Consider the following 19,686-nt stretch of genomic DNA (forward strand, 5'->3'; position numbering starts at 1 on the left):
ATGGCGCCCTTCGTGAGCTGGTTGAGGAACTCGCTGCGAACCTCGGACTGGGTCTGCTCCAGCCAGGCGCGGCGGGAAAGCACCACGTTGTTGCGGTTCTTGTCGAGCTCGATGATCTTTGCCTCGATCTCCTTGCCGATGTACGGCTGCAGATCGCGGACACGACGCATCTCGACCAGCGAGGCGGGCAGGAAGCCGCGCAGGCCGATGTCGAGGATCAGGCCGCCCTTGACGACCTCGATGACGGTGCCCTTGACGGCCTCGTCCTTTTCCTTGAGCTCTTCGATGGTGCCCCAGGCGCGCTCGTACTGAGCGCGCTTCTTGGACAGGATCAGGCGACCTTCCTTGTCCTCCTTGGTGAGGACCAGGGCTTCGACCTCATCGCCGACGGAAACGACCTCGTTGGGGTCGACGTCGTGCTTGATGGAGAGCTCACGGGAAGGAATGACACCTTCGGTCTTGTAACCGATGTCGAGCAGGACTTCGTCACGGTCAACCTTGACGATGGTCCCTTCGACGATGTCGCCATCGTTGAAGTATTTGATGGTTTTGTCGATGGCGGCAAGAAAATCCTCGGCCGAGCCGATGTCGTTAAGGGCTACTTGCGGCGAGGTGACGGAGGGACTTGGCATGTGGTGGGTTGCTCCGGACAGGTTGGGTCGTAGGGACATGGGACTCGAGTTGTTGGCTCGGCGCGAGCGCCGACATAGAGCTGCGCACCCGCGATGGAGCACAGACGGGTACCCGTTGAGATTACTCGACTGTGTACATGCTGGACAAACTCGGCCTCCTCAGCTGGTCGATCATGATCAGCCGCACCGACGATTACCCTTCTTTCGTGACCTATCCCGGGCTGCCTCGGCGAATCCGCAAGGTTGGGGCACCGATCGGCGTGATCATCGTGCTCGGCACCGTCACCGGGCTGATCGTGATCGGGCTGACCGCGGTGAACCCCGTAGGCGCCGGTATCGGCTTCGCGCTGTCCAGCGTGGCGATGACGATTGTCGTGCTCGCCTACCTGTGGCTGGACAGGTGGGAGCCCGAGCCGCCCCGATTGCTCTCCCTCGCGTTCCTCTGGGGCACATCCGTCGCGGTGGTGATCTCGACGATCCTGCAGCTGACCATCGAAGCGGCGATCAACCCCGGCCAGCCGGACACGGTCAGCCCCTGGTCCGTCGTGCTGGGCGCGCCGCTCACCGAGGAGGCCGCCAAAGGGCTGTTCCTGCTGCTCATGATGACGGGACGGCGCCGCAACGAGTTGAACTCGCTGACTGACTGCCTGGTCTACGCCGGGCTCGTCGGTGCGGGCTTTGCTTGGCTGGAGGACATCCTCTATATCGGCGGTGGCGCGTCGGTTTCCGAGTCCCTGGCGACCGCCGCGCTGCGGCTGATCATGGCGCCGTTCGCCCATTCGCTGTTCACCAGCATGACCGGCATCGGGGTGTATTTCGCGCTGAAGCAGCGAAACGCGCTGGCCAAGGCGCTCTGCATCCTGCTCGGCTATGTCGGCGCGGTGATCATGCACGGGCTGTGGAACGGCTCGTCGCTGCTGAGCGTCGAGGCGTACTTCCTGACCTACCTGTTCTGGATGGTGCCGGTTTTCGTGCTGGTGATTGTGCTCGGCGTCTTGAGCAGGCGGCGGGAGCAGCGAGTCGTCGCCGAAAAGCTGCCGGGCATGGTTGCGGCCGGCCTGGTCGCCCCCAACGAGGCGACATGGCTTGGCTCGCTTCGCAGCCGGAAGTCAGCGATCAGAACCGCGAAACAGTTCGGCGGTAAGCCCGCCGCCAAGTCGGTCAAGAACTTCGCCGCACAGGTGGTCGAGCTGGCCTTCGTACGGGACCGAATCGACAGGGGCTTCGGCGACCAGCGCGTTTACGCGCTGCAGCAGGAGGAAGTGAACGCGGTCGCCGCGGCACGGGCGGCGGCCGCGCCTGCGCTGGCACAGCTGGCCGGCTACCGCGCACCCTAGTGCTCCACGGAGCCGCTTGGCGGCGACTAGTGCGCCGCCGTGTCCCAGCTCCTGCCGTAGCCGACGCTGACCTCGAGCGGCACGTCCAGCGGGTATGCGCCGCCCATCTTGTCGCGAACCAGCGTCTCGAGGGCATCGCGCTCGCCCTGGGCGACCTCGAACAACAGCTCGTCGTGCACCTGTAGCAGCATCCGTGACTTCAGCCCGGCGTCCTTGATCCCCTGGTCGACGTTGATCATCGCGACCTTGATGATGTCGGCGGCGCTGCCCTGGATCGGGGCGTTCAGCGCGGCCCGTTCGGCGGCCTCGCGGACATTGCGATTGCTGCTGTCCAGTTCAGGCAGGTAGCGCCGCCTGCCGAACACCGTCGAGGTGTAGCCGTCCTTTCGGGCCTGATCGACGACATCGCGCAGGTAGTCGCGCACCCCGCCGAACCGGTCGAAGTACTGCTCCATCTGCACCTTGGCTTCCTCGGTGGAGATCTTCAGCTGGGCGGCCAATCCGTAGGCGGACAGTCCGTACGCCAGCCCGTAGGACATCGCCTTCACCCGGCGGCGCAGCTCCGGCGTGACCTCGTCGATCGGAACGGAGAATGCCCGCGATGCCACAAATGAGTGCAGGTCCTCGCCGGTGCGAAACGCCTCGATCAGGCCGTCGTCCTTCGACAGGTGGGCCATGATGCGCATCTCGATCTGGCTGTAGTCGGCCGTCATGAGCTCGTCGAAGTCACCCTGACTGTCCTTGCCGACGACGAACGCATCGCGGATCCGCCGCCCCGCATCGGTGCGAATGGGGATGTTCTGAAGGTTTGGCTCGGTCGACGACAGTCGGCCGGTGGCGGCGATGGTCTGGTTGAACGTGGTGTGGATCCGGCCGTCGGAGCCCACCGAGTTGAGCAGTCCGTCGACGGTGACCTTGAGCCGGGTGGCGTCGCGGTGCGCCAGTAGATGCTGAAGGAACGGGTGGCCCGTCTTGTCGAACAACCCCTGCAGCGCGTCGGCGTCGGTGGTGTAGCCCGTTTTGGTGCGTTTGGTCTTCGGCATCTCCAGCTCGTCGAACAACACGACCTGCAGCTGTTTGGGCGAGCCGAGGTTGATCTGCTTGCCGACGACCGCATACGCGGCCTCGGCAGCGTCGCGGATCTGGGCCGCGAACTCGCTCTGCAGCTCCGACAGCAGCTCGAGGTCCACGGCAATTCCGGCGGTTTCCATGTCGGCAAGGGCCCGCTGCACGGGCAGCTCCATGTTGCCCAGCAGCGACGAGGAGTCGATACGAGCCAGCTCCTCATCGAGCGCATCGGCGAGATCCATCACGGCGCTGGCGCGCAGGATCACTGTCTGCACCGCCTGGTCGTCGACGCCCTCACCATCGTCGAGCAGCGAAAGCTGTTGCTGCTCAGGGTTATCCGCGCGGAGCTCGCGCTTCAGGTACCGCAACGACAGATCGTCGAGCGCGAAGCTGCGCTGCCCGGGCCGCACCAGATAGGCGGCGAGTGCGGTGTCTGAGGTGACACCGGCCAGCTTCCAGCCGCGGCCTTCGAGGTCGTGCATGGCGAGCTTGGCCTCGTGCAGCGCCTTGGGCTGGCCGACGTCGGCCAGCCAGGACGCCAGCGCGGCTTCGTCGTCGGGATGCAGGCTTGCGGTGTCGATGTAGCGGCCATCCCCGTCGGCGGCCACGACAGCCAGCGCGGTGGCGTCGGCGTCGAACGCCAGGTGCGTGCCGACCACCGCGAGCCCGAAGCGGCTGCCATCGCTGTGCTCAGCCAGCCATGCGGCCAGCTCACCGGACTCAAGAGCTCCTCCCCGTACGTCGAAGCCCTGGTCGACCTCGGGATCTGCCGACGCCAGTGTGTCGAACAGCCGGTCCCGCAACACCCGGAACTCCAGGTCGTCGAAGAGCCGGTGAATGTGGTCGCGGTCCCACGGTTGCATGCGCAGCGTGTCGGGCGTCTGGGCCAGCGGCACGTCCTTGACGAGGTCGGTGAGTTCGCGGTTGAGCACCACGCTCGACAGGTTGGCCCGCAGCGCGTCGCCGACCTTGCCCTTCACAGTGTCGACGCCGTCGACGAGCGCCTGCAGCGACCCGTACTCGGCAATCCATTTCGTCGCCGTCTTCTCCCCGACGCCGGGGATACCGGGGAGGTTGTCGCTGGGGTCCCCGCGCAGCGCTGCGAAGTCCGGGTACTGCTGCGGCGTCAGCCCGTACTTCGCGACGACGGCCTCAGGAGTGAACCGCGTCAGCTCGCTGACTCCCTTTACCGGGTACAGCACGGTGACGTCGTCGCTGACCAGCTGCAGGGAGTCGCGGTCACCGGTGACGACCAGCACCCGGTATCCCGCATCCTCGGCCTGGGTGGCCAGCGTGGCGATCACATCGTCGGCCTCGAACCCGGGTTCGGCGAGCACGGTGATGCCAAGCGCGCCGAGGACTTCCTTGGTGATGTCGATCTGGCCGCGGAACTCGTCGGGCGTTGCGGACCGGCCCGCCTTGTACTCGGGATACTTCTCCAGCCGGAACGTCTGGCGGGAGACGTCGAATGCCGCCGCGATATGGCTGGGCTGTTCGTCGCGCAGCAGGTTGATCAGCATCGCGGTGAACCCGTAGACGGCGTTGGTGGTCAGCCCACCCTGCGTCTTGAAGTTCTCGGCGGGCAGCGCGTAGAACGCCCGGAACGCCAGCGAATTGCCGTCCAGCAGCATCAATGTCGGCTTCTCGGCCGTTGCGCTTGCGGTCACGGGCCTAACTCTATGCATGGCCGCCGACACACCGGAGGCGCCAAGCTCGCTACGCCTGACTTTCAGTGATCGGTCCCCGTCAGTAGCCGAGCAACTTGCGGAACTGCTGTCCGACGGCCATCGACTGGCCCATCCGCTGCACCCAACCGTCCATCGCCGCCTTGGTGTCCGCCGGGGCCCATCCGCGTTCCTGGGCGACGGTGATCATGCCGGTTTCGTCGGTGATGCCGCGGCCTTGCGCCTCGCGGGCAAGCTCGGCGTACTCCTGCAGCGAAATGCCGTTGATGGGCGCCCAAATCGGGTCATCGGCCGCGACCGACTGAGTCGACGGACCGCCGAACATGGCCGGATTCATCATTCCGCCGGCACCTTGGACATTCACCATGCCAGGCTGCTGCTGCTGACCCATAGCCTGCTGGGCTGCGTCCTTTGCCTTCTTGAAGAGTCCCATCGATGGTCTCCGATCTCGCGGTCCTGTGGAATCGCTGTGAATGTTGATGACGCTACTCGTGTGGCCCGGCCCGCGACAAGGTCTGGCAACGCAGCCGCCAACCGCTACACCGAAAGCGTTGTGCCGGTTTCCTTTTCGGCGAACTCCCAAAGTTTCGCGGCGGCGTCGTAGTCGCACGCGTTCGCGGTGCGCCCGGCGAGCGTCGGGCCACCCTTGAATCCCATCCTGCCGTCGATGCCGACGTAGCTTCCCGGCGGAATCGGCTCGGTGATGCAGTACAAGGTTGGCGCGGCGCCGGCATCGATATCGTTGCCGATCACATTGCCCACCCGCTGAACGACCTTGTGGACTGCCGACATCACGCGCCTCTCGGAGACGTTCGAGAGGTTCGACGCAACCCAGCCCGGGTGGGTCAGGTACGTGGTGACCGGTGAGTGCGCCGCACGAAGACGTCGGTCAAGTTCCAATCCCCACAGCATCACGGCTAGCTTGGACCGCCCGTACGCCGGTAGTGCAGACCACTTGCGGGTGCGAAGATGCGGGTCGTCGAACGCTATCGTCGACGACTTGTGGGCGTCGGACCCGACGTTGATGATCTGCGAACGCACCCGCTCGAACAACAGATTCGTCAGCGCGAACGGGCCGAGAAAATTCGTGCCCATCGTGATCTCGAATCCGTCGACGGTCTCGCTTCGACGTGTGACGACAGCTCCTGCATTGTTGATGAGGATGTCGACGTCGCCGTCGACGAGGCCGGGAAACGCCTTCACTGACGCTTGATCCGCGAGGTCGAGTTTGACCACCGACGTCTCACCGCCCATCTCGGCGGCGCGCTGCGCGCCGAGCTCGAGGTTGCGCACCGCGAGGATCACCTGAGCTCCTGCGTGTGCGAGGGCCCGCGCCGTCGCCAGCCCGACGCCGTTGGTGGCGCCGGTGACGATGACGCGCTTGGCTTTCATGTCGCCGAGACGCGCCGGCGACCACTGTGAAGTCATTCGATGAGACTAACGACGCTCGTTGACATGACCGAGCCCTACTGGTTGTGTTCGCAAAATGACCGGAGCCGACGCCGCTCGCGAGATCGAGAACCTGGTCTACACCTACGCCGAGCGGATGGACGCAGGCGACCTCGACGGCGTCGCGGCACTGTTCGCGCACGGCCGGATCTGCGGCGTGGAGGGCGGTCCCCCCGAGACCGTGTTCACCGGGATTACTGGCGTGCGCACGATGTACGAGATGGCGACGCGCCTCTACGAGGACGGCACACCGAAAACCAAGCATCTGACCAGCAACGTGAAAATCCATGTCGACCAACTCGCCGGAACGGCTCACGGCAGCTCGTACTACTGCGTCACCCAGGCGACGCCCGACCTGCCGCTGCAGATCATCGTGACCGGCCACTACAAAGACACGTTCCACCGCATCGACGACACGTGGTGGTTCGACACCCGGATCATGTTCATCGATCAGGTCGGCGACACCAGCCACCACCTGAAGTTCTGACCGCTGTGGATCGAGGAAGGCGAAGACGACAAGGTCCGAAAGCTGTTCGACACCAACTACTTCGGCGTCGTCGACACCATCAAGGCGGTGCTGCCCGGGATGCGCGCGCGCCAGTCAGGCCACATCATCAACGTCTCGTCGATGACCGGCCTAGTCGCCAACCCGCCCAACGCGTACTACTCGTCGACAAAGTTCGCGCTCGAGGCGTTGACCGAAACATTGGCACACGAGGTCAAGCCGTTCGGCATCAAAGTCAGCGCGGTCGAACCCGGCGCGTTCCGCACTGATTGGGCCGCCCGCTCGATGTGGGAATCATCTACTCCGATCAGCGATTACGACTAAAACGTCGGTGCACGAAAGACATTGATCAAGGAGTTCGCCAACCATCTACCCGGCGACCCGCGCAAGGTAGCCGAAGCAGTGCTGATGCTGACCGGCCTGGACGACCCGCCGCTGCGGCTGCTGCTCAGCCGCGATGTGCTGAAGGCGGTGCGGGACGCGAGGAGCGAAAAGACGCCCGCGGACGCGAGGAGCGAAAAGACAGAGGGATGACTGGTACCGGCGACGCGCAGCTAAGCTGCGCTGGTCTGGCTTAGGAGGTCATCGGTGAGCATTGTCATTCGTACGATCGCGGTCTGCATGACCGCCGGCCTCGTGCTCGCCGGGTGCGACAAGCCTGCCGAGCAGGCGCCGCCCAAGCCGAAACTCGGCACGTGGGGGGTCGACACGTCGACGATGGACAAGTCGGTCAAGCCGGGCAACGACTTCTTCGACTATGTGCTGGGCACGTGGGTCAAGAACGCGAAGATCCCTCCCGACAAGGTGTGCGCCGGTGTCGGCCTGGAGATGCAAGACCGCCTCGACGGCGACCTGAAGAACATCGTCGAGACTGCCCAGTCCAAGCACGCACCCACCGGCGACATCTCGCAGCAGATCGGCGACCACTACGCGGCCTACATGGACGAGGCGTTGCTGAACAAGAAGGGCGTCGAGCCCGTCAAACCGCTGCTGACGGCGATCGACGGAAGCACCGACCGGGCCGGTCTCAACTCGGTGCTTGTCTCGTTCGAGGGCAAGACGTCCATCGACGACCCGTTCCCCGTCGGGGTGGACATCGACCCCAACAAGCCGACCCGCTACCTACCGGGAATGTGGCAGAGCGGGCTGTCGCTTCCTGACCGCGACTACTACCTCAAGACTGACGCCGATTCGGTCGAGCTGCGCAAGAAGTACGTCGAGCACGCGACGCGCTTGCTCGGACTCGCGGGTTACACCGATTCAGCGCACATGGCCCAACAACTGCTCGACCTGGAAACAAAGCTTGCGCAGGTCCAAGTTCCGCAAGAGGACGCACGCGACGTCGACAAGACGAACCACCAGATGACGCGCGCGGAGGTCGAGAAGCTCGGCGAAGGCGCGCCGTTGCGCGAGATTTTCGATGCACTGAAGTTGCCCGCGGAGACGGACTTCCAGGTCGGGATGCCGGACACGCTGCACAAGTCGGCCGCGTTGTTCGCCACTGAGCCAATTGACGCGTGGCAGGCGTACTTCCGCTACCGCGTGCTCGACGCCTATGCCGGTGAACTGTCCACGCCGTTCGCCGACGAGCTGTTCGACTTCTACGGCCGGACGCTCAACGGCAGCGAGCAGCGCGCACCGCGTGAGAAGCGCGGGGTTACGAAGACCAGCAATGAGCTTGGTGATCCCGTCGGCGAGCAGTACGTCGCGGCGCATTTCAATCAGCAAGCGCGCGACAAGGCGCGGGCGCTTGTCGAGAACCTCCGCACCGCCTACAGCAAGCGGATCGATGCCGCCTCCTGGATGGCGCCGGAAACGAGGAAGGAAGCGCAGGCCAAGCTGGCCGCCTTGAACGCCAAAATCGGCTACCCCGACAAGTGGAAGTCCTATGCGACGGTCGGCATTCGTGCCGACGACCTCGTCGGCAACGAGAACAACCTCGCCGTGTGGGGCTGGGACGACAGCGTCAACAAATTGGGAAAGCCCATCGACCGCGCCGAATGGATGATGTCCCCGCAGACCATCAACGCGTACTACTCCGCGCAGCTCAACGACATCGTGTTCCCCGCCGCCATCCTGCAGCCCCCGAACTTCGATCCCGACGCCGATGCCGCGGCGAACTACGGCGCGATCGGCGCCACCATCGGCCACGAGATGAGCCACGCGTTCGACGACCAGGGACGCAAGAGCGACGGCACCGGCATGCAGCGCGATTGGTGGACACCAACCGATGCCGAACGCTACGTGCACGAGACAGACAGGCTCGTCGAGCAGTACAACGGGTATGAGCCGCTGCCCGGCACCCACATCAACGGCAGGCTGACGCTCGGCGAGAACATCGCCGACCTGGCGGGGCTGCGGATCGCGTACGACGCGTACAAGCTGTCGCTGGGCGGTAAGGACGCGCCGGTGATCGACGGACTGACCGGCGACCAGCGCTTCTTCATCGCCTTCGCGGCGTCCTGGAAGAGCGTCTGCCGGCCCGAGGCAGAGCGCAATCAGATGCTCTCGGACCCCCACAGCCCTGACAAGTTCCGGGTCAACGGGACCGTCCGGAATATCGACGAGTGGTATGAAGCGTTCAACGTCCAGCCGGGTGATGCGCTGTACCTCAAGCCTGAGGATCGCGTTCGCGTCTGGTGACGGTTCAGTGGAAAATGCGGGATTTTGCCGACTCGCAGATTGCCGGGGAATCCGGTACTGTGCCGAGAACGCTCTTACCATAGTTAATTGCTGGTAGGCACGTGATCTGCAGTGAAGTCTCCCGCGAGCCGCACACTGCAAACGTGCTGAATGCAGTAGGCGCGGGCTACGCCGTCATATTTTCCAGGAAGTGACCCAACTAACACGCGACTAATTCTTGCCAAGTTGCGTGCGCCTGATGTCGTAACATAGTGCGAGGTCAAAGGCAGTGTCACGCTCGGATCAACGACCGTGAAAAAAGCGAATTTAGTGGTGTCGGCAATATACAAATGCGTTTGTGAAGGGCATCACAAAGTTTTGTCGATAATCCGAGTTCTGTTAGCGTTCGGGCCCATGTTTGCTCTCGTAACGGTTATGTCGCTACTGCACCAGGTTTCGGGCACCCCGTATGTTTCTGGTGGGGATTCCCCCCGCGGAACGGATTGCTCAGGCCTGGCATCTTGGGTAAGTAATGTCGCAACTGGTCGCCCGGCGTTTGGCGACCGTTTTCATACAACTAATGAAGAAAAGGCACTGTTGGCCCGCGGCTTCCAGTACGGCACACAGCCCGGAGCATTGGTGATCGGCTGGAACAGCTATCACACCGCGGTGACCTTGCCGGACGGCACGAACGTGTCCTCGGGCGAAGGTGGTGGCGTGCGGATCGGCGGGCAGGGCGCCTACCAGCGTCAGTTCAACCACCACATGTATCTCCCGATGTCGCCGGATCAGATCGATGCGGTCAACGCCGCAATCGACGGCCAGCCTGTCGACGCACCAGCAGATGCACCCGCGCCTGCACCGGTCGAGGCGCCGGTTGAGGAGCCCGCGCCTGCGGTCCAGGTGGATGCACCGGCACCTGCACCGGACGTGCCGGCCGACCAGGCGATCTAAGCTCGCGGCTCTTTCTTCCGCCGTCCGCGTCGATTGCCGACCCAGCCCCGGTACCACAGGTACCAGAACTCCAACGAGACGATGAGCACCATCAGGCTGCACACGATCCAGAACGGCGCCGGTCCGTCGTGGATGCCCGGAAAGTCCTCGAAGTTCTGACCGTAGAAACCCACGACGAACGTCGGGATCAGCACAAGGGCCGCCACGATGGTCAGCGCCTTCATGATCTCGTTCTGCTCGTTGCCGATCCGGGCCTGTAGGTAGTCGCGGAGGCCGCTGATCTCGTCGCGGACGACGTCGAGCGCCTCGGCGACGTATTGCAGCCTGTCGTCGGTGTCGCGCAGCAGCTCTTCGACGTCGTGCGGGAACAACTCGGCGCCCGTCAGATCCTGGCCGCAGACGATGTTGTGCACCGCCTGCTTGGTTGGCAGCAGTGACGACCTGACGTCATGGAGGTCGCTGCGGAACGCCTGCAGCCGCTTGCGGAAATCCTCGGCATCGGATGCCCGGTGCGGGTGGCTGTCGTCGAGGGCGTCTTCGATCTCGTTGATTTCGGCACCGAATCCCTCCACGAGCTCGGTAAACGCCCAGGCGATCTGATCGACCAGAAGGTATACGAGCACGCCGGGCGAGCGATTCGCGGACGACCGCAGACGCCTCTTGATCTCGTCGAATGTCAGCGGAGGTCGCCCATCCGGCGGGGCGTCGACGGTGAGCACCGCCTCGCGCGTCGCCAGCAGCCCGACCTTGCGCATCCAGATCGCGTCGGCCTCCGCATCGAGCACAGGCACCAGGAAAATGCCGACTAAATAGTCGTCCTCGATCTCAACCCGGCTCCGAAAGCCTTCCTCGATCCAGCGCTTGAGATGGTCGACCTGTTCGGCGGTGAACTGACCAGGCGCCGGCTCCCAGGAGTCGAACGTCGTCCTGCTCATGTGGCTCCAGTCGTCGGCAACCGTGTGCACGTCGGCGACGTCAGTCATAGTGCCTCCCCTCATGTTCGACAGCGCCCATTGTGGCGTCCGCGGGGTGGATTTGCCCTTGACACGCGAAATTTGCCGGGTACTTCACAGACGCGCCTGGGTGGGACAGACATTTCCCGAGATGTTTGGTTTCCTCATGGAGGGGAAACACACGAAGGTCGCAGACGCAAGGGGGTCAGCTGTGATCACACCGCTGGTATTGGTTTACCTGGGCGGTTGGATGTTGACGACGACGACCGCGTTGACGGCGGCGCGCACAATGGCCGATAGCCGACGGCCGCCGTCGCTGCGCGGATACGTGGTGACGAGCGTCGTTGCCGGCGCGATATGGCCGTTGCTCCTGCTGGGAGTCGTGGAACTCGGTGCGCTAGCGAGTTCCGCCAAATTCCCCAGGGTCTGACGCCGGGCGGCTACTGGCTCTGGCGGACCGTGGTGTCGCGGTCAGGCACCAGGACGTTGCCCGGACCGTAGAGCGCGTTGGACAGGCACCCCGGGATGCCCGAGCAGTTGGTCAGTGTCTGCTGGCTGGGCGCTCCTCCGGTGATCGGGGGAGCCATCGGCCCGAGGTTGCACGTGTCGACGGGAGCGCCGATCTGGATGACGTTGACGTCGATCGAACCCGGGCAGGCCAGCGGCGTGGCCGCAGGCTGGTTCGTCAGCGCTAGACCGAGCGGGATGCCGAGCGCTGCCACCGAAAACGCGCCGACCATGACCCCGCGAACTGCACTCCGACTACTCGTCACTGACGTCCCCTTGCTTTTCGGCTTTCAGACATTCTGCACACCTTGAGGCCGAAACGCGACAGGTGTCACCGAACCAGGCGCCTCAGCAGCGTCGATGCCGCCGCAATACCGGCCAGGGCGGCGACGATCAGGACCGCCACGTCCAACAGCCCGTTGGACGGCACGCCGATCAGCAGGGTGCGCAGCGCGTTCACCTCGTAGCTGAGCGGATTGACCGTGGAAAGCCAGCGCAGCCAGCGCGGCATCACCTCAACCGGGTACAGGGCGTTGGAGGCGAAGAACAACGGCATCGTGATGGCCTGGCCGATGCCCATCAGCCGGTCCCGGTTGCGGACCAGGCCTGCGAGCGTCATCGACAGGCAGGCGAAGAACGCCGAACCCAGCACCACCACGGCCATCGCGCCGAGGATCCGCAACGGATTCATGGTCATGTGCACACCCATCAGGTAGGCGATGACGAGCACCCCTATCACCTGAGCGACGGAGCGCACACCTGCCGCAAAGGCCTTGCCAGTGATCAGCGCCGACGCCGGCGCGGGCGTGACCATGAGCTTGGCCAGTATCCCGGCGTCACGGTCCCAGACGATCTGAATGCCGTAGAAGATCGAGATGAACAGCGCCGACTGCGCGATGATGCCCGGGGCGAGGAACGCGAGATACGGCACCGAGCCGGTGTTGATCACCCGCAGCTGTGAGAACACCTGACCGAATATCAGCAACCACAACGCGGGCTGCACCATTCGGGTGATCAGCTCCGTGCGGTCGTGTGCCAGCTTCTGCAGTTCCACCAGCGAGAAGGCCCAGATGCGCGCCAGCAGGCCGCGTATCCGCCGCCACCCCCTGGGGGCGAGCACGACGTTGACCATCGCTTGGGGCTCAACCGACACGGCGCGCCGTCCTTCTGCTGGAACGGATTTCGCGCAGGCCGGTTCTCGACGACTCCTCGCCGAGAGCCGACCCGGCATAGTGGCGGAATACGTCCTCGAGAGTCGCTTCCTTGGAAACGTTGGCCTTGAGTTCCGCGGGCGTGCCCACGGCCTGCAGCCTCCCGTGATGCATCAGCGCCACGCGGTCACACAGCGCGTCAGCCTCCTCCATGTAGTGAGTAGTCAACAACACTGTCATGCCGAACTCCGCCTGCATGCTCTGCACTTGAGCCCAAACCCCATCGCGTGCAATGGGATCCAGGCCGACCGTCGGTTCGTCGAGCAGCAGCAGCGACGGCCGGTTCACGAGAGCCTGCGCCAGCTCGAGACGCCGGACCATCCCGCCCGAATACGTGACCGCAAGCTCGTCGGCCACGTCGAGCAGGTTCATCGCCTCCATCGCGGCGGCCACGCGGCTCGCGCGGTCTCGTCGCGGTACGTCGTACAGCCTGGCGAACCACTCGACGTTCTGGCGTCCCGTCAGCGTCGGCTCGATCGAAAGTTGCTGCGGCACATAGCCGATGTTGTACCGGATGTCCATCATCTGCCGTCGGCTGTCCAGGCCGAAGATGAACACCTCCCCGGACTGCACTGGGGTCAGCGTGGTCAGCACGCGAACCACCGTCGTCTTACCCGCGCCGTTGGGGCCGAGCAGGCCGAGCGTCTCGCGTGCATTGACCTGAAGGGTGAAATCGTCGACCGCGATGAAGTCGCCATACGAGTGCGTGAGATGCCTGCAGTCGACGGCCGGTGCGTTTGTGGTGCTCAGGTTGTTGGAAGTGATCAATGCCGCTCCTGAAGTCTGCGCGTGACGTCGGCCATCACCGACAGGCCCCGGGACAACGCCTCGAGCTGGTGAGCGTCCAGTTCGTCGAGCACATTGGAAAGCGCCGCGCGACCGGCCGCGCGCGATGCGTCGGCGACATGTTGGGCCGAGTCGGTCAGCCGCAACCTGCCCACCCGGCGGTCGTCGGCGTCTGTGGTGCGCGTGATCAGGCCGTCGGAGGCCAGCTTGGACACCAGCGTCGACGCGGTGTTGGGAACGAGGCCGAGCTCAGCCGCCGCGTCGCGGACAGAAATGTCGGGCCGCCTGCCGACGAGGCGCAGCAGTTCAGCCTGCGCCTCGGTCAGCCCGGTCGCGTCGAAGCCGCGGCCCGCGGAGCGCCGCAGCTGCCGTCGAAACCGTCCCACCACGGCGAACACCTCACCGACGAGGTCGGTTCGTGTGGCCATGACCCCACATTACCTCTGTGACAGAGGTAATGACACGCACGCATGCGGGGGAAATCCCCCTTCAAGGTCTCGGGTAAACGCCATGTTGCACTGGGCCCGCGCTCCCTAGGTTTGAACGTATGGTCTCCATCACCGGCCAAGACACCTTGGACTCCGTTGCCATTACGGACGCGTTCCCGGCAGCACGCACACCTCGCCACATCGGGGTCGTGCCGTCGGCGTCGATGATCGTCGGCGCTTTGGTCGCGGCATTCTGGCTGTGGCTTCCGCTCACCATCCTGATCGTGGGGATCACCTCGATCCCGTCACTGATCGGCGTAGTGCTCTCGGCCGTCGTCTTCGTGTATCTCATCCGCGGGGCGGAATGGCTCGAACGGCGTCGCAGCGAAGCAGTGTTCGGCATGGCGATTCCGGTGCCTCCGCGAAAGCTCACGCAGTACACGGGTTTTCAGGGTTGGGCGCATCAACTCTGGCTGGACATCAGCAGCGAGCGGTTCTGGAAGGCGGCCGCGCACCACCTCCTTCGCATGTTCTATGACTTCGTCGCGACTGGTTTTGCCTTCGCGCTCTTGGTATTCGCGTTGCTGGCCCCGGCCGCCGCGATCGCGGTGAGCCGCAGCGACAACGACGCCGGCCTGTCATTCCTGCCTGTGTGGCTGGCGTGGCTGCTCGCAGTGATCGCACTCGCCTTAGCCGCAGCGATCGTGGTCTTCGCACCCGCGATCGACGCGAGGATTGACCGCTGGTTGTTGTCGCCGTCGCCAACGGCGATGCTGCGGCACGAGGTCAGCGAGCTCGCCGACGCGAGGTTGGGCGCGGTGACGTCGGCGCAGACCGAGCGCCACCGCATCGAACGCGACCTGCACGACAGCGTGCAGCCACGGCTGGTGTCGCTCGCGATGACGATAGGGCTGGCACAGACCAAACTCGACACCGATCCGCCGGCCGCCAAGGCGCTGATCGCCGAGGCGCACAACGACGCGAAAACCGCTCTCGTGGAACTGCGCAACGTGGTACGCGGCATCGCACCGACCATTCTTTCTGACCGCGGCTTGGACGCGGCACTCTCGTCGGTAGTCCAACGTGCGCAGAACACGGGGGTTCCGACGACGCTGAACGTCAACCTCCCGCGGCGGCTACCGGCGGAGACCGAATCCGTCGCCTATTTCGTGGTCGCCGAGGCGTTGACCAACGTCGCCAAACACGCGCAGGCATCACAGGCCGTCGTCACCGTGCGGCTCGACGAGGCCCAAAACCAGTTGTACGTCAGCGTGTTCGACGACGGCCGCGGCGGAGCTGCCGTCACTGACACCGCGGACGCGACCGGCCTGCGAGGCCTTGCCGAACGGGTGCGCGCGGCGCGCGGAACGTTTACCGTCTCCAGCCCAGCCACCGGACCGACGATCGTGACCGCGGTACTGCCATGCGGATCGTGATCGCGGAGGATTCCGCGCTGCTGCGGGCCGGAATCGAACGCATCCTGATCGACGCCGGTCACGAGGTGGTGGCCGGGGTGCCGGACGCGTCGAACCTGCTCCGCATCGTCAACGAGACTCATCCCGACCTCGCGATCGTCGATGTCCGGATGCCTCCGACGTTCACGGACGAGGGTATTCGCGCCGCCACGCTGTTGCGCAGCCAGAACCCCGAATCCCCCGTGCTGGTGCTGTCGCACTACGTGGAAGAGCGCTACGCCGCCGACCTGATCGCCTCGGACACTAGGGGATTCGGCTATCTCCTGAAGGACCGGGTGGCCGACGTGCCCGCGTTCCTCGACGCCGTCGAGGTGGTCGGCGGCGGTGGCACCGTGCTGGATCCCGAAGTGGTGTCGCAGATCTTGGTGCGCTCACACCGCCGGTCGGCCCTCGACGAACTCACCCCCCGCGAACGGGAAGTGCTGCAGCTGATGGCCGAAGGCAGGACGAACTCGGCAATTGCGGCGACGCTGCACATCTCCACCGGGTCGGCCGAGAAGCACATCGCATCGATCTTCACGAAGCTTGGGCTGGCACCCGATGACACCGAGAACCGCCGTGTTCTGGCGGTTTTGCGCTATCTCGAGTCGTAGACCGAAAGGGATTGCAGACCATGACGACAATCGCTCCGCCGCCTACTTCTCAGCCGCCGGTCCTGTCCAGCGGCCGACGCACCGGAATCCGCTTCGGATTGGTAGCCGTCGCCGTTGTGCTGGTGGCGTGCAGCGTGGTCGCGCTTGCCGTTCTTGCTTTCGGGCTGAGCACTTTTCGGGTCATCACCGACAGCCAGAAGCTGACGCCGGGTGTGCGATCACTGACCGTGGACAGCGGCGACGTTCCGGTGATCGTGCGGGTCACCGGTGACACCACCGGGTCCGAGCCACGGGTCGATCTGCGGATGCTCACCTCTAGTCGCGAGAACACCCGACGGCTGATCGTCGCGAACGACGCGGGGGGCAGCCGCGTCACGCTCGGCACATCCGGCGTCTCGTACCTGCCGTGGAGCCGGCTGGCCGAGATCACCGTGGTGCTCCCGCCAGGGATCGCACGGGGAATCAGCGTCACCGTCCACCAGCAGACCGGACTTCTCTTCACTGACGCCGATCTCGACCAGTTGACCGCGGCCGTCGATTCCGGGGCACTGACGCTCGGCGGATCTGCCCGGCGCGTCGATGTCCGCGTCACCGACGGCGACATCTCCACCCGCAACCCGGTCGCCGTCACCGAGTCCCTGCGCGCCAACACCAACAACGGCGACATCACGCTGGCCTTCAGATCCGCACCACGCACCGTCGAAGCAACCAGCAACAACGGCGACATCGAGCTGACGGTTCCGGGCCCGGGCCCGTATCGGGTGCTCGCGCGATCCGAAGGGCGGCACGGCGATACGACGGTCACAGTGCCCCAGAGCAGCGATGCGGGCGCGCCCGCCGTGACCGCACGGTCGAACAACGGCGACGTGAAAGTGACCGAGCTGCGTTAGAGCGCGGCAGCGACCTCGGCGGCGGCGCGCAGCTGGCTGACGTCGGTGCTCGTCGGAATCAGTTGCACCTCATCGGCTCCGATGTCGGCGAAGCGTTGCAACGTTTTTCGTAGATCGTCCTGGCTTCCCGCGAATCCGGTGGACGGGGCCATCGCGTCGACGTATTCGGCAGGAATCCAGTTCATGTAGTGGCGCAGATGGCGATGAATCTGCTCCCGGGCCGCATCCCGCTCTCCGAGTGCGAACCAGAACGAGGTGGTAAGGCGCGGCGGCGGTTTGCCCTTGCCGGCCCAGGCGTTGCGCGCCACCTCGAACAGCGCGCTCACGTTCTCGGTGTCGAGATCAAGGCTGACCCCTGCGAGCCCGTCAGCCCAAAGAGACGCGCTGCGAATGGTTTTCGGCCCTGTGGTGCCGACCAGCAACTCGGGTCCGCCGACCTGGACAGGTTGCGGACCCACCGGGCGCACGGAGTCGGTGGTCTTCTCCCCGGCCCACACACGTTTCATCACGGCGACTCGGGCCGCCATGCCACGCATCGTCTGCGTCGCGGGGTCGGCGCCGACGGCTTGGTAGTCCTCGATGCGGCCTCCCACCCCCAAGCCGACCGTCAATCGCCCGGCGCACAGCATGTCACCCGTCGCCAGCGCCTTCGCCAGCATCACGGGGTCGTGCAGCTGCGGGACGATGACGGTGGCCACCAACCGCGCCCGGTCGGTCCACGCCGCGAGCGCGCCGATCAGCGTCAGAGTTTCGGGATTGTCGAAGGCGATCCGCTCACCGAAACACGCGCAGGAGAACGGGCCGTCGTCGATCTGGGTTGCCCATGTCTTCAATATCGTTGCGTCGACGTCGGGTTCCATGATCGGCAAGGTCATGCCTATCTGCACGACAGTTCTCCCATGATCACCGCGACTGATGCCGCCCTTATGTTTTTGAATCCCGTTCCTGCCCAGACATTTACGGCATTCGGGTCGCCGGCTTTGACCGATGCCGCTCGGACCGGGCTGGTCAGATAGTGAATCTGTGGGTACCCGAACGGCGCCTGCGCCTCATGCTCGTCGATGAAGCGATTGCGTAATCCGCGCGCGTAGCGACCCGAGAATGTTTTCGTCACGGCGGTTTCTGTGAATTCGGGGTTCTGCAGAGCCTTGCGGTGTACCGGGCTACTGCCAGCCTCGTCGGACAGCAGGAACGCGGTCCCCAGCTGGGCGGCCACCGCGCCCGCTTTCAGCACGGCGTCGATGTCGGCTGCCGTCATCAAGCCGCCCGCGGCCGCCACCGGAAGGGCGGTGTGGGCGAGGATCTCCGCGAGCAGCTCCGGCAGCGGTTGCGCGTTGGGCTCCGCGGTGGGGTCATAGGTACCGCGGTGCCCTCCGGCATCCGGGCCCTGGACAGCGAGGCCGTCGATACCGCGGGACTCTGCAAGAGCTGCCTCCGCCTCGCTGGTGACGGTGGCGACCGTGGTGATGCCCGCGCCGCGCATGCGCCGGATCTCGTCGGCGCTGGGCACATCGAATGTGAACGAGACCACCTCTGGGCGCAGGTCGAGCACGGCCTCCAGCTTGGCGGCCCAGGAATCGTCGCTGTAGCGCGGCTGGCCAAGCTCGACTCCGTATCGTTGTTCCTCGCCCGCCAAAGCTTCGGCGTAGGAGTCGATCGCCGCCGTGACGGCCGTGCTGGGTTGTGGGACAAAAAGATTCGCGCCGATCGGGCCGTTGGCGAGTTGTTGCGCGTCCCTTACGCGTGTTGCGAAGTCGTCGGCGGTGAGATATCCGGCGGCGACGAAGCCGAGGCCGCCAGCGTTGGTCGCGGCGGCCGCCAGTTGCGGTGTCGAGGGGCCGCCGGCCATCGGAGCGGCGATCACCGGAACTGCGAGGTCGGCGAAGTTGAACGCGCTCATCGCTGCTTCATATCACCTCGGCGATTTGGGTTGGGGTGCGGGCCCGGTTGTCAAGGGGTGGGTGCGTGTCTGTGGATGGATTCGGATCTGTGGATAAGTCGGGGTGAATTGCGTTGTGCGGGTTGTGGTGTCGGGATTCTTGTCGGTGGGTGTCGTTAGGTTCGTGGTATGAGTTCGATCGCGTTGCAGCAGGCCGAGGCCGCCTGGGACGCCATCGACGCTGCGGTCGATGAGTTGGCGGCCTTTAATGCTGAAGCGTTGTCGGCTAGTGAGCACCGGCGGTTCCTGGACCGCCAGGCGACCGCGGCGCGTCGGCTGGCTGGGTTGGGGCACCAGTCGATCAATTGGCTGGCCGAGTATGCCAGTACTGAGGAGCTGGGTGGGTCGCTGCGCAATGCGTTGGCTGACCTGTTGCGGGTGACCCAGGCCGAGGCCGGGCGCCTAATTGCCGAGGCCCAAGATTTGGGTCCGCGGCAGACGCTGACGGGTGAGCCGTTGCCGGCGCGGTTGGAGGCCACCGCGGCCGGGCAGGCCGCCGGGGAGATCAGTGCTGAGCAGGTGCGCATTATCCGCGGCTGCCTGGACCGGCTGCCGTACTGGCTCGATGAGCCCACCCGAGCAGAGGCTGAGCGCCAACTCGCCGCGATCGCCGCGCAGTACCGGCCCGACGAGTTGCGCCGCTTCGCCGAGG

20 protein-coding genes and 1 pseudogene are annotated in these 19,686 nt (G+C 65.0%); 10 read left to right on the forward strand and 11 right to left on the reverse strand.

Going from position 1 to position 19,686, the window contains the following annotated elements:
- Positions 1-632, reverse strand: a 632-nt coding sequence (locus tag QOH60_RS21670; protein WP_526423926.1) for a S1 RNA-binding domain-containing protein, incomplete at its 3' end; no start/stop codon positions are given.
- A 173-nt stretch (positions 633-805) separates the two neighbouring features.
- On the opposite strand from QOH60_RS21670, the gene QOH60_RS21675 reads away from it, so the two are divergent.
- On the forward strand, positions 806-1,969 hold the full coding sequence (locus QOH60_RS21675; protein WP_526423943.1) for a PrsW family intramembrane metalloprotease: 1,164 nt from the start codon (positions 806-808) through the stop codon (positions 1,967-1,969).
- A 26-nt stretch (positions 1,970-1,995) separates the two neighbouring features.
- Here QOH60_RS21675 and polA read toward each other — a convergent pair whose 3' ends face one another.
- The 3 genes from polA to QOH60_RS21690 form a co-directional block, all read right to left on the reverse strand.
- Positions 1,996-4,722, reverse strand: a complete 2,727-nt coding sequence (polA, locus tag QOH60_RS21680; RefSeq protein WP_526423927.1) for a DNA polymerase I — start codon at positions 4,720-4,722, stop codon at positions 1,996-1,998.
- A gap of 61 nt (positions 4,723-4,783) precedes the next feature.
- Complete coding sequence (locus QOH60_RS21685) at positions 4,784-5,155, reverse strand: hypothetical protein (protein ID WP_526423928.1); 372 nt, start codon at positions 5,153-5,155, stop codon at positions 4,784-4,786.
- Between the two features lie 104 nt (positions 5,156-5,259).
- Positions 5,260-6,150: an SDR family NAD(P)-dependent oxidoreductase gene (locus QOH60_RS21690; RefSeq protein ID WP_526423929.1), complete on the reverse strand. Its 891-nt coding sequence runs from the start codon at positions 6,148-6,150 to the stop codon at positions 5,260-5,262.
- A 58-nt stretch (positions 6,151-6,208) separates the two neighbouring features.
- Between QOH60_RS21690 and QOH60_RS21695 the strand changes: the two genes are divergently transcribed.
- From QOH60_RS21695 to QOH60_RS21710, 4 genes and pseudogenes are all read left to right on the forward strand, one after another.
- Positions 6,209-6,658: a nuclear transport factor 2 family protein gene (locus tag QOH60_RS21695; protein WP_526423930.1), complete on the forward strand. Its 450-nt coding sequence runs from the start codon at positions 6,209-6,211 to the stop codon at positions 6,656-6,658.
- A 9-nt stretch (positions 6,659-6,667) separates the two neighbouring features.
- Positions 6,668-7,156: pseudogene (locus QOH60_RS21700) on the forward strand (SDR family NAD(P)-dependent oxidoreductase); the annotation flags it as partial.
- 141 nt (positions 7,157-7,297) lie between these two features.
- Positions 7,298-9,319, forward strand: a complete 2,022-nt coding sequence (locus QOH60_RS21705) for a M13 family metallopeptidase (RefSeq protein WP_526423931.1) — start codon at positions 7,298-7,300, stop codon at positions 9,317-9,319.
- 393 nt (positions 9,320-9,712) lie between these two features.
- The gene (locus QOH60_RS21710) at positions 9,713-10,252 is read left to right on the forward strand and encodes a hypothetical protein (protein WP_526423944.1); all 540 of its coding nucleotides are present in this window, start codon (positions 9,713-9,715) and stop codon (positions 10,250-10,252) included.
- On the opposite strand, the gene QOH60_RS21715 is transcribed toward QOH60_RS21710, so the two are convergent.
- Positions 10,249-11,235: a magnesium transporter CorA family protein gene (locus QOH60_RS21715; RefSeq protein WP_526423932.1), complete on the reverse strand. Its 987-nt coding sequence runs from the start codon at positions 11,233-11,235 to the stop codon at positions 10,249-10,251. The two genes, QOH60_RS21710 and QOH60_RS21715, sit on opposite strands and share 4 nt — an antisense overlap.
- A 181-nt stretch (positions 11,236-11,416) precedes the next feature.
- Between QOH60_RS21715 and QOH60_RS21720 the strand changes: the two genes are divergently transcribed.
- On the forward strand, positions 11,417-11,635 hold the full coding sequence (locus QOH60_RS21720) for a hypothetical protein (RefSeq protein WP_526423933.1): 219 nt from the start codon (positions 11,417-11,419) through the stop codon (positions 11,633-11,635).
- A 10-nt stretch (positions 11,636-11,645) separates the two neighbouring features.
- Here QOH60_RS21720 and QOH60_RS21725 read toward each other — a convergent pair whose 3' ends face one another.
- The 4 genes from QOH60_RS21725 to QOH60_RS21740 form a co-directional block, all read right to left on the reverse strand.
- On the reverse strand, positions 11,646-11,978 hold the full coding sequence (locus QOH60_RS21725; protein ID WP_526423934.1) for a hypothetical protein: 333 nt from the start codon (positions 11,976-11,978) through the stop codon (positions 11,646-11,648).
- A 65-nt stretch (positions 11,979-12,043) separates the two neighbouring features.
- Positions 12,044-12,844 carry an ABC transporter permease gene (locus QOH60_RS21730; RefSeq protein ID WP_526423945.1) on the reverse strand — a complete coding sequence of 267 codons (801 nt, stop codon included), beginning with the start codon at positions 12,842-12,844 and terminating at the stop codon, positions 12,044-12,046.
- A 10-nt stretch (positions 12,845-12,854) separates the two neighbouring features.
- Entirely contained in the window at positions 12,855-13,691 is an 837-nt protein-coding gene (locus QOH60_RS21735; protein ID WP_526423935.1) for an ATP-binding cassette domain-containing protein, read from the reverse strand.
- Complete coding sequence (locus tag QOH60_RS21740; RefSeq protein WP_526423936.1) at positions 13,688-14,137, reverse strand: MarR family winged helix-turn-helix transcriptional regulator; 450 nt, start codon at positions 14,135-14,137, stop codon at positions 13,688-13,690. The genes QOH60_RS21735 and QOH60_RS21740 overlap by 4 nt, the downstream gene beginning before the upstream one ends.
- Before the next feature lie 119 nt (positions 14,138-14,256).
- Here QOH60_RS21740 and QOH60_RS21745 point away from each other — a divergent pair, with 119 nt between their 5' ends.
- The 3 genes from QOH60_RS21745 to QOH60_RS21755 are packed head-to-tail and all read left to right on the forward strand — an operon-like array spanning position 14,257 to position 17,095.
- Positions 14,257-15,573 (forward strand): sensor histidine kinase, encoded by a 1,317-nt coding sequence (locus QOH60_RS21745; RefSeq protein ID WP_526423937.1) that lies wholly within the window; start codon positions 14,257-14,259, stop codon positions 15,571-15,573.
- Entirely contained in the window at positions 15,561-16,205 is a 645-nt protein-coding gene (locus tag QOH60_RS21750; protein ID WP_526423938.1) for a response regulator transcription factor, read from the forward strand. Before QOH60_RS21745 ends, QOH60_RS21750 begins: the two co-directional genes overlap by 13 nt.
- Before the next feature lie 20 nt (positions 16,206-16,225).
- Complete coding sequence (locus QOH60_RS21755) at positions 16,226-17,095, forward strand: DUF4097 family beta strand repeat-containing protein (RefSeq protein ID WP_526423939.1); 870 nt, start codon at positions 16,226-16,228, stop codon at positions 17,093-17,095.
- On the opposite strand, the gene QOH60_RS21760 is transcribed toward QOH60_RS21755, so the two are convergent.
- Together QOH60_RS21760 and QOH60_RS21765 are read right to left on the reverse strand one after the other, a co-directional pair.
- Positions 17,092-17,970 carry an LLM class flavin-dependent oxidoreductase gene (locus QOH60_RS21760; protein ID WP_526423940.1) on the reverse strand — a complete coding sequence of 293 codons (879 nt, stop codon included), beginning with the start codon at positions 17,968-17,970 and terminating at the stop codon, positions 17,092-17,094. The genes QOH60_RS21755 and QOH60_RS21760 overlap by 4 nt on opposite strands.
- Before the next feature lie 2 nt (positions 17,971-17,972).
- A complete protein-coding gene (locus QOH60_RS21765; protein WP_526423941.1) occupies positions 17,973-18,995 on the reverse strand; it encodes a nitronate monooxygenase in 1,023 nt (340 codons plus the stop codon).
- 168 nt (positions 18,996-19,163) lie between these two features.
- On the opposite strand from QOH60_RS21765, the gene QOH60_RS21770 reads away from it, so the two are divergent.
- Positions 19,164-19,686: DUF222 domain-containing protein (locus QOH60_RS21770; RefSeq protein WP_526423942.1), on the forward strand; the 523-nt coding region annotated here is incomplete at its 3' end.

This window comes from Mycobacterium sp. (assembly GCF_032159765.1).
Taxonomy (GTDB): domain Bacteria; phylum Actinomycetota; class Actinomycetes; order Mycobacteriales; family Mycobacteriaceae; genus Mycobacterium.

Bases quoted from the DNA above. Each gene is read 5' to 3' on its own strand.
- QOH60_RS21675 (WP_526423943.1), top strand. From the start codon at position 806: ATGATCAGCCGCACCGACGATTACCCTTCTTTCGTGACCTATCCCGGG.
- polA (WP_526423927.1), bottom strand. From the start codon at position 4,722: ATGCATAGAGTTAGGCCCGTGACCGCAAGCGCAACGGCCGAGAAGCCG.
- QOH60_RS21685 (WP_526423928.1), bottom strand. From the start codon at position 5,155: ATGGGACTCTTCAAGAAGGCAAAGGACGCAGCCCAGCAGGCTATGGGT.
- QOH60_RS21690 (WP_526423929.1), bottom strand. From the start codon at position 6,150: ATGACTTCACAGTGGTCGCCGGCGCGTCTCGGCGACATGAAAGCCAAG.
- QOH60_RS21695 (WP_526423930.1), top strand. From the start codon at position 6,209: ATGACCGGAGCCGACGCCGCTCGCGAGATCGAGAACCTGGTCTACACC.
- QOH60_RS21705 (WP_526423931.1), top strand. From the start codon at position 7,298: ATGACCGCCGGCCTCGTGCTCGCCGGGTGCGACAAGCCTGCCGAGCAG.
- QOH60_RS21710 (WP_526423944.1), top strand. From the start codon at position 9,713: ATGTTTGCTCTCGTAACGGTTATGTCGCTACTGCACCAGGTTTCGGGC.
- QOH60_RS21715 (WP_526423932.1), bottom strand. From the start codon at position 11,235: ATGACTGACGTCGCCGACGTGCACACGGTTGCCGACGACTGGAGCCAC.
- QOH60_RS21730 (WP_526423945.1), bottom strand. From the start codon at position 12,844: ATGGTCAACGTCGTGCTCGCCCCCAGGGGGTGGCGGCGGATACGCGGC.
- QOH60_RS21740 (WP_526423936.1), bottom strand. From the start codon at position 14,137: ATGGCCACACGAACCGACCTCGTCGGTGAGGTGTTCGCCGTGGTGGGA.
- QOH60_RS21745 (WP_526423937.1), top strand. From the start codon at position 14,257: ATGGTCTCCATCACCGGCCAAGACACCTTGGACTCCGTTGCCATTACG.
- QOH60_RS21750 (WP_526423938.1), top strand. From the start codon at position 15,561: ATGCGGATCGTGATCGCGGAGGATTCCGCGCTGCTGCGGGCCGGAATC.
- QOH60_RS21755 (WP_526423939.1), top strand. From the start codon at position 16,226: ATGACGACAATCGCTCCGCCGCCTACTTCTCAGCCGCCGGTCCTGTCC.
- QOH60_RS21760 (WP_526423940.1), bottom strand. From the start codon at position 17,970: ATGACCTTGCCGATCATGGAACCCGACGTCGACGCAACGATATTGAAG.
- QOH60_RS21765 (WP_526423941.1), bottom strand. From the start codon at position 18,995: ATGAGCGCGTTCAACTTCGCCGACCTCGCAGTTCCGGTGATCGCCGCT.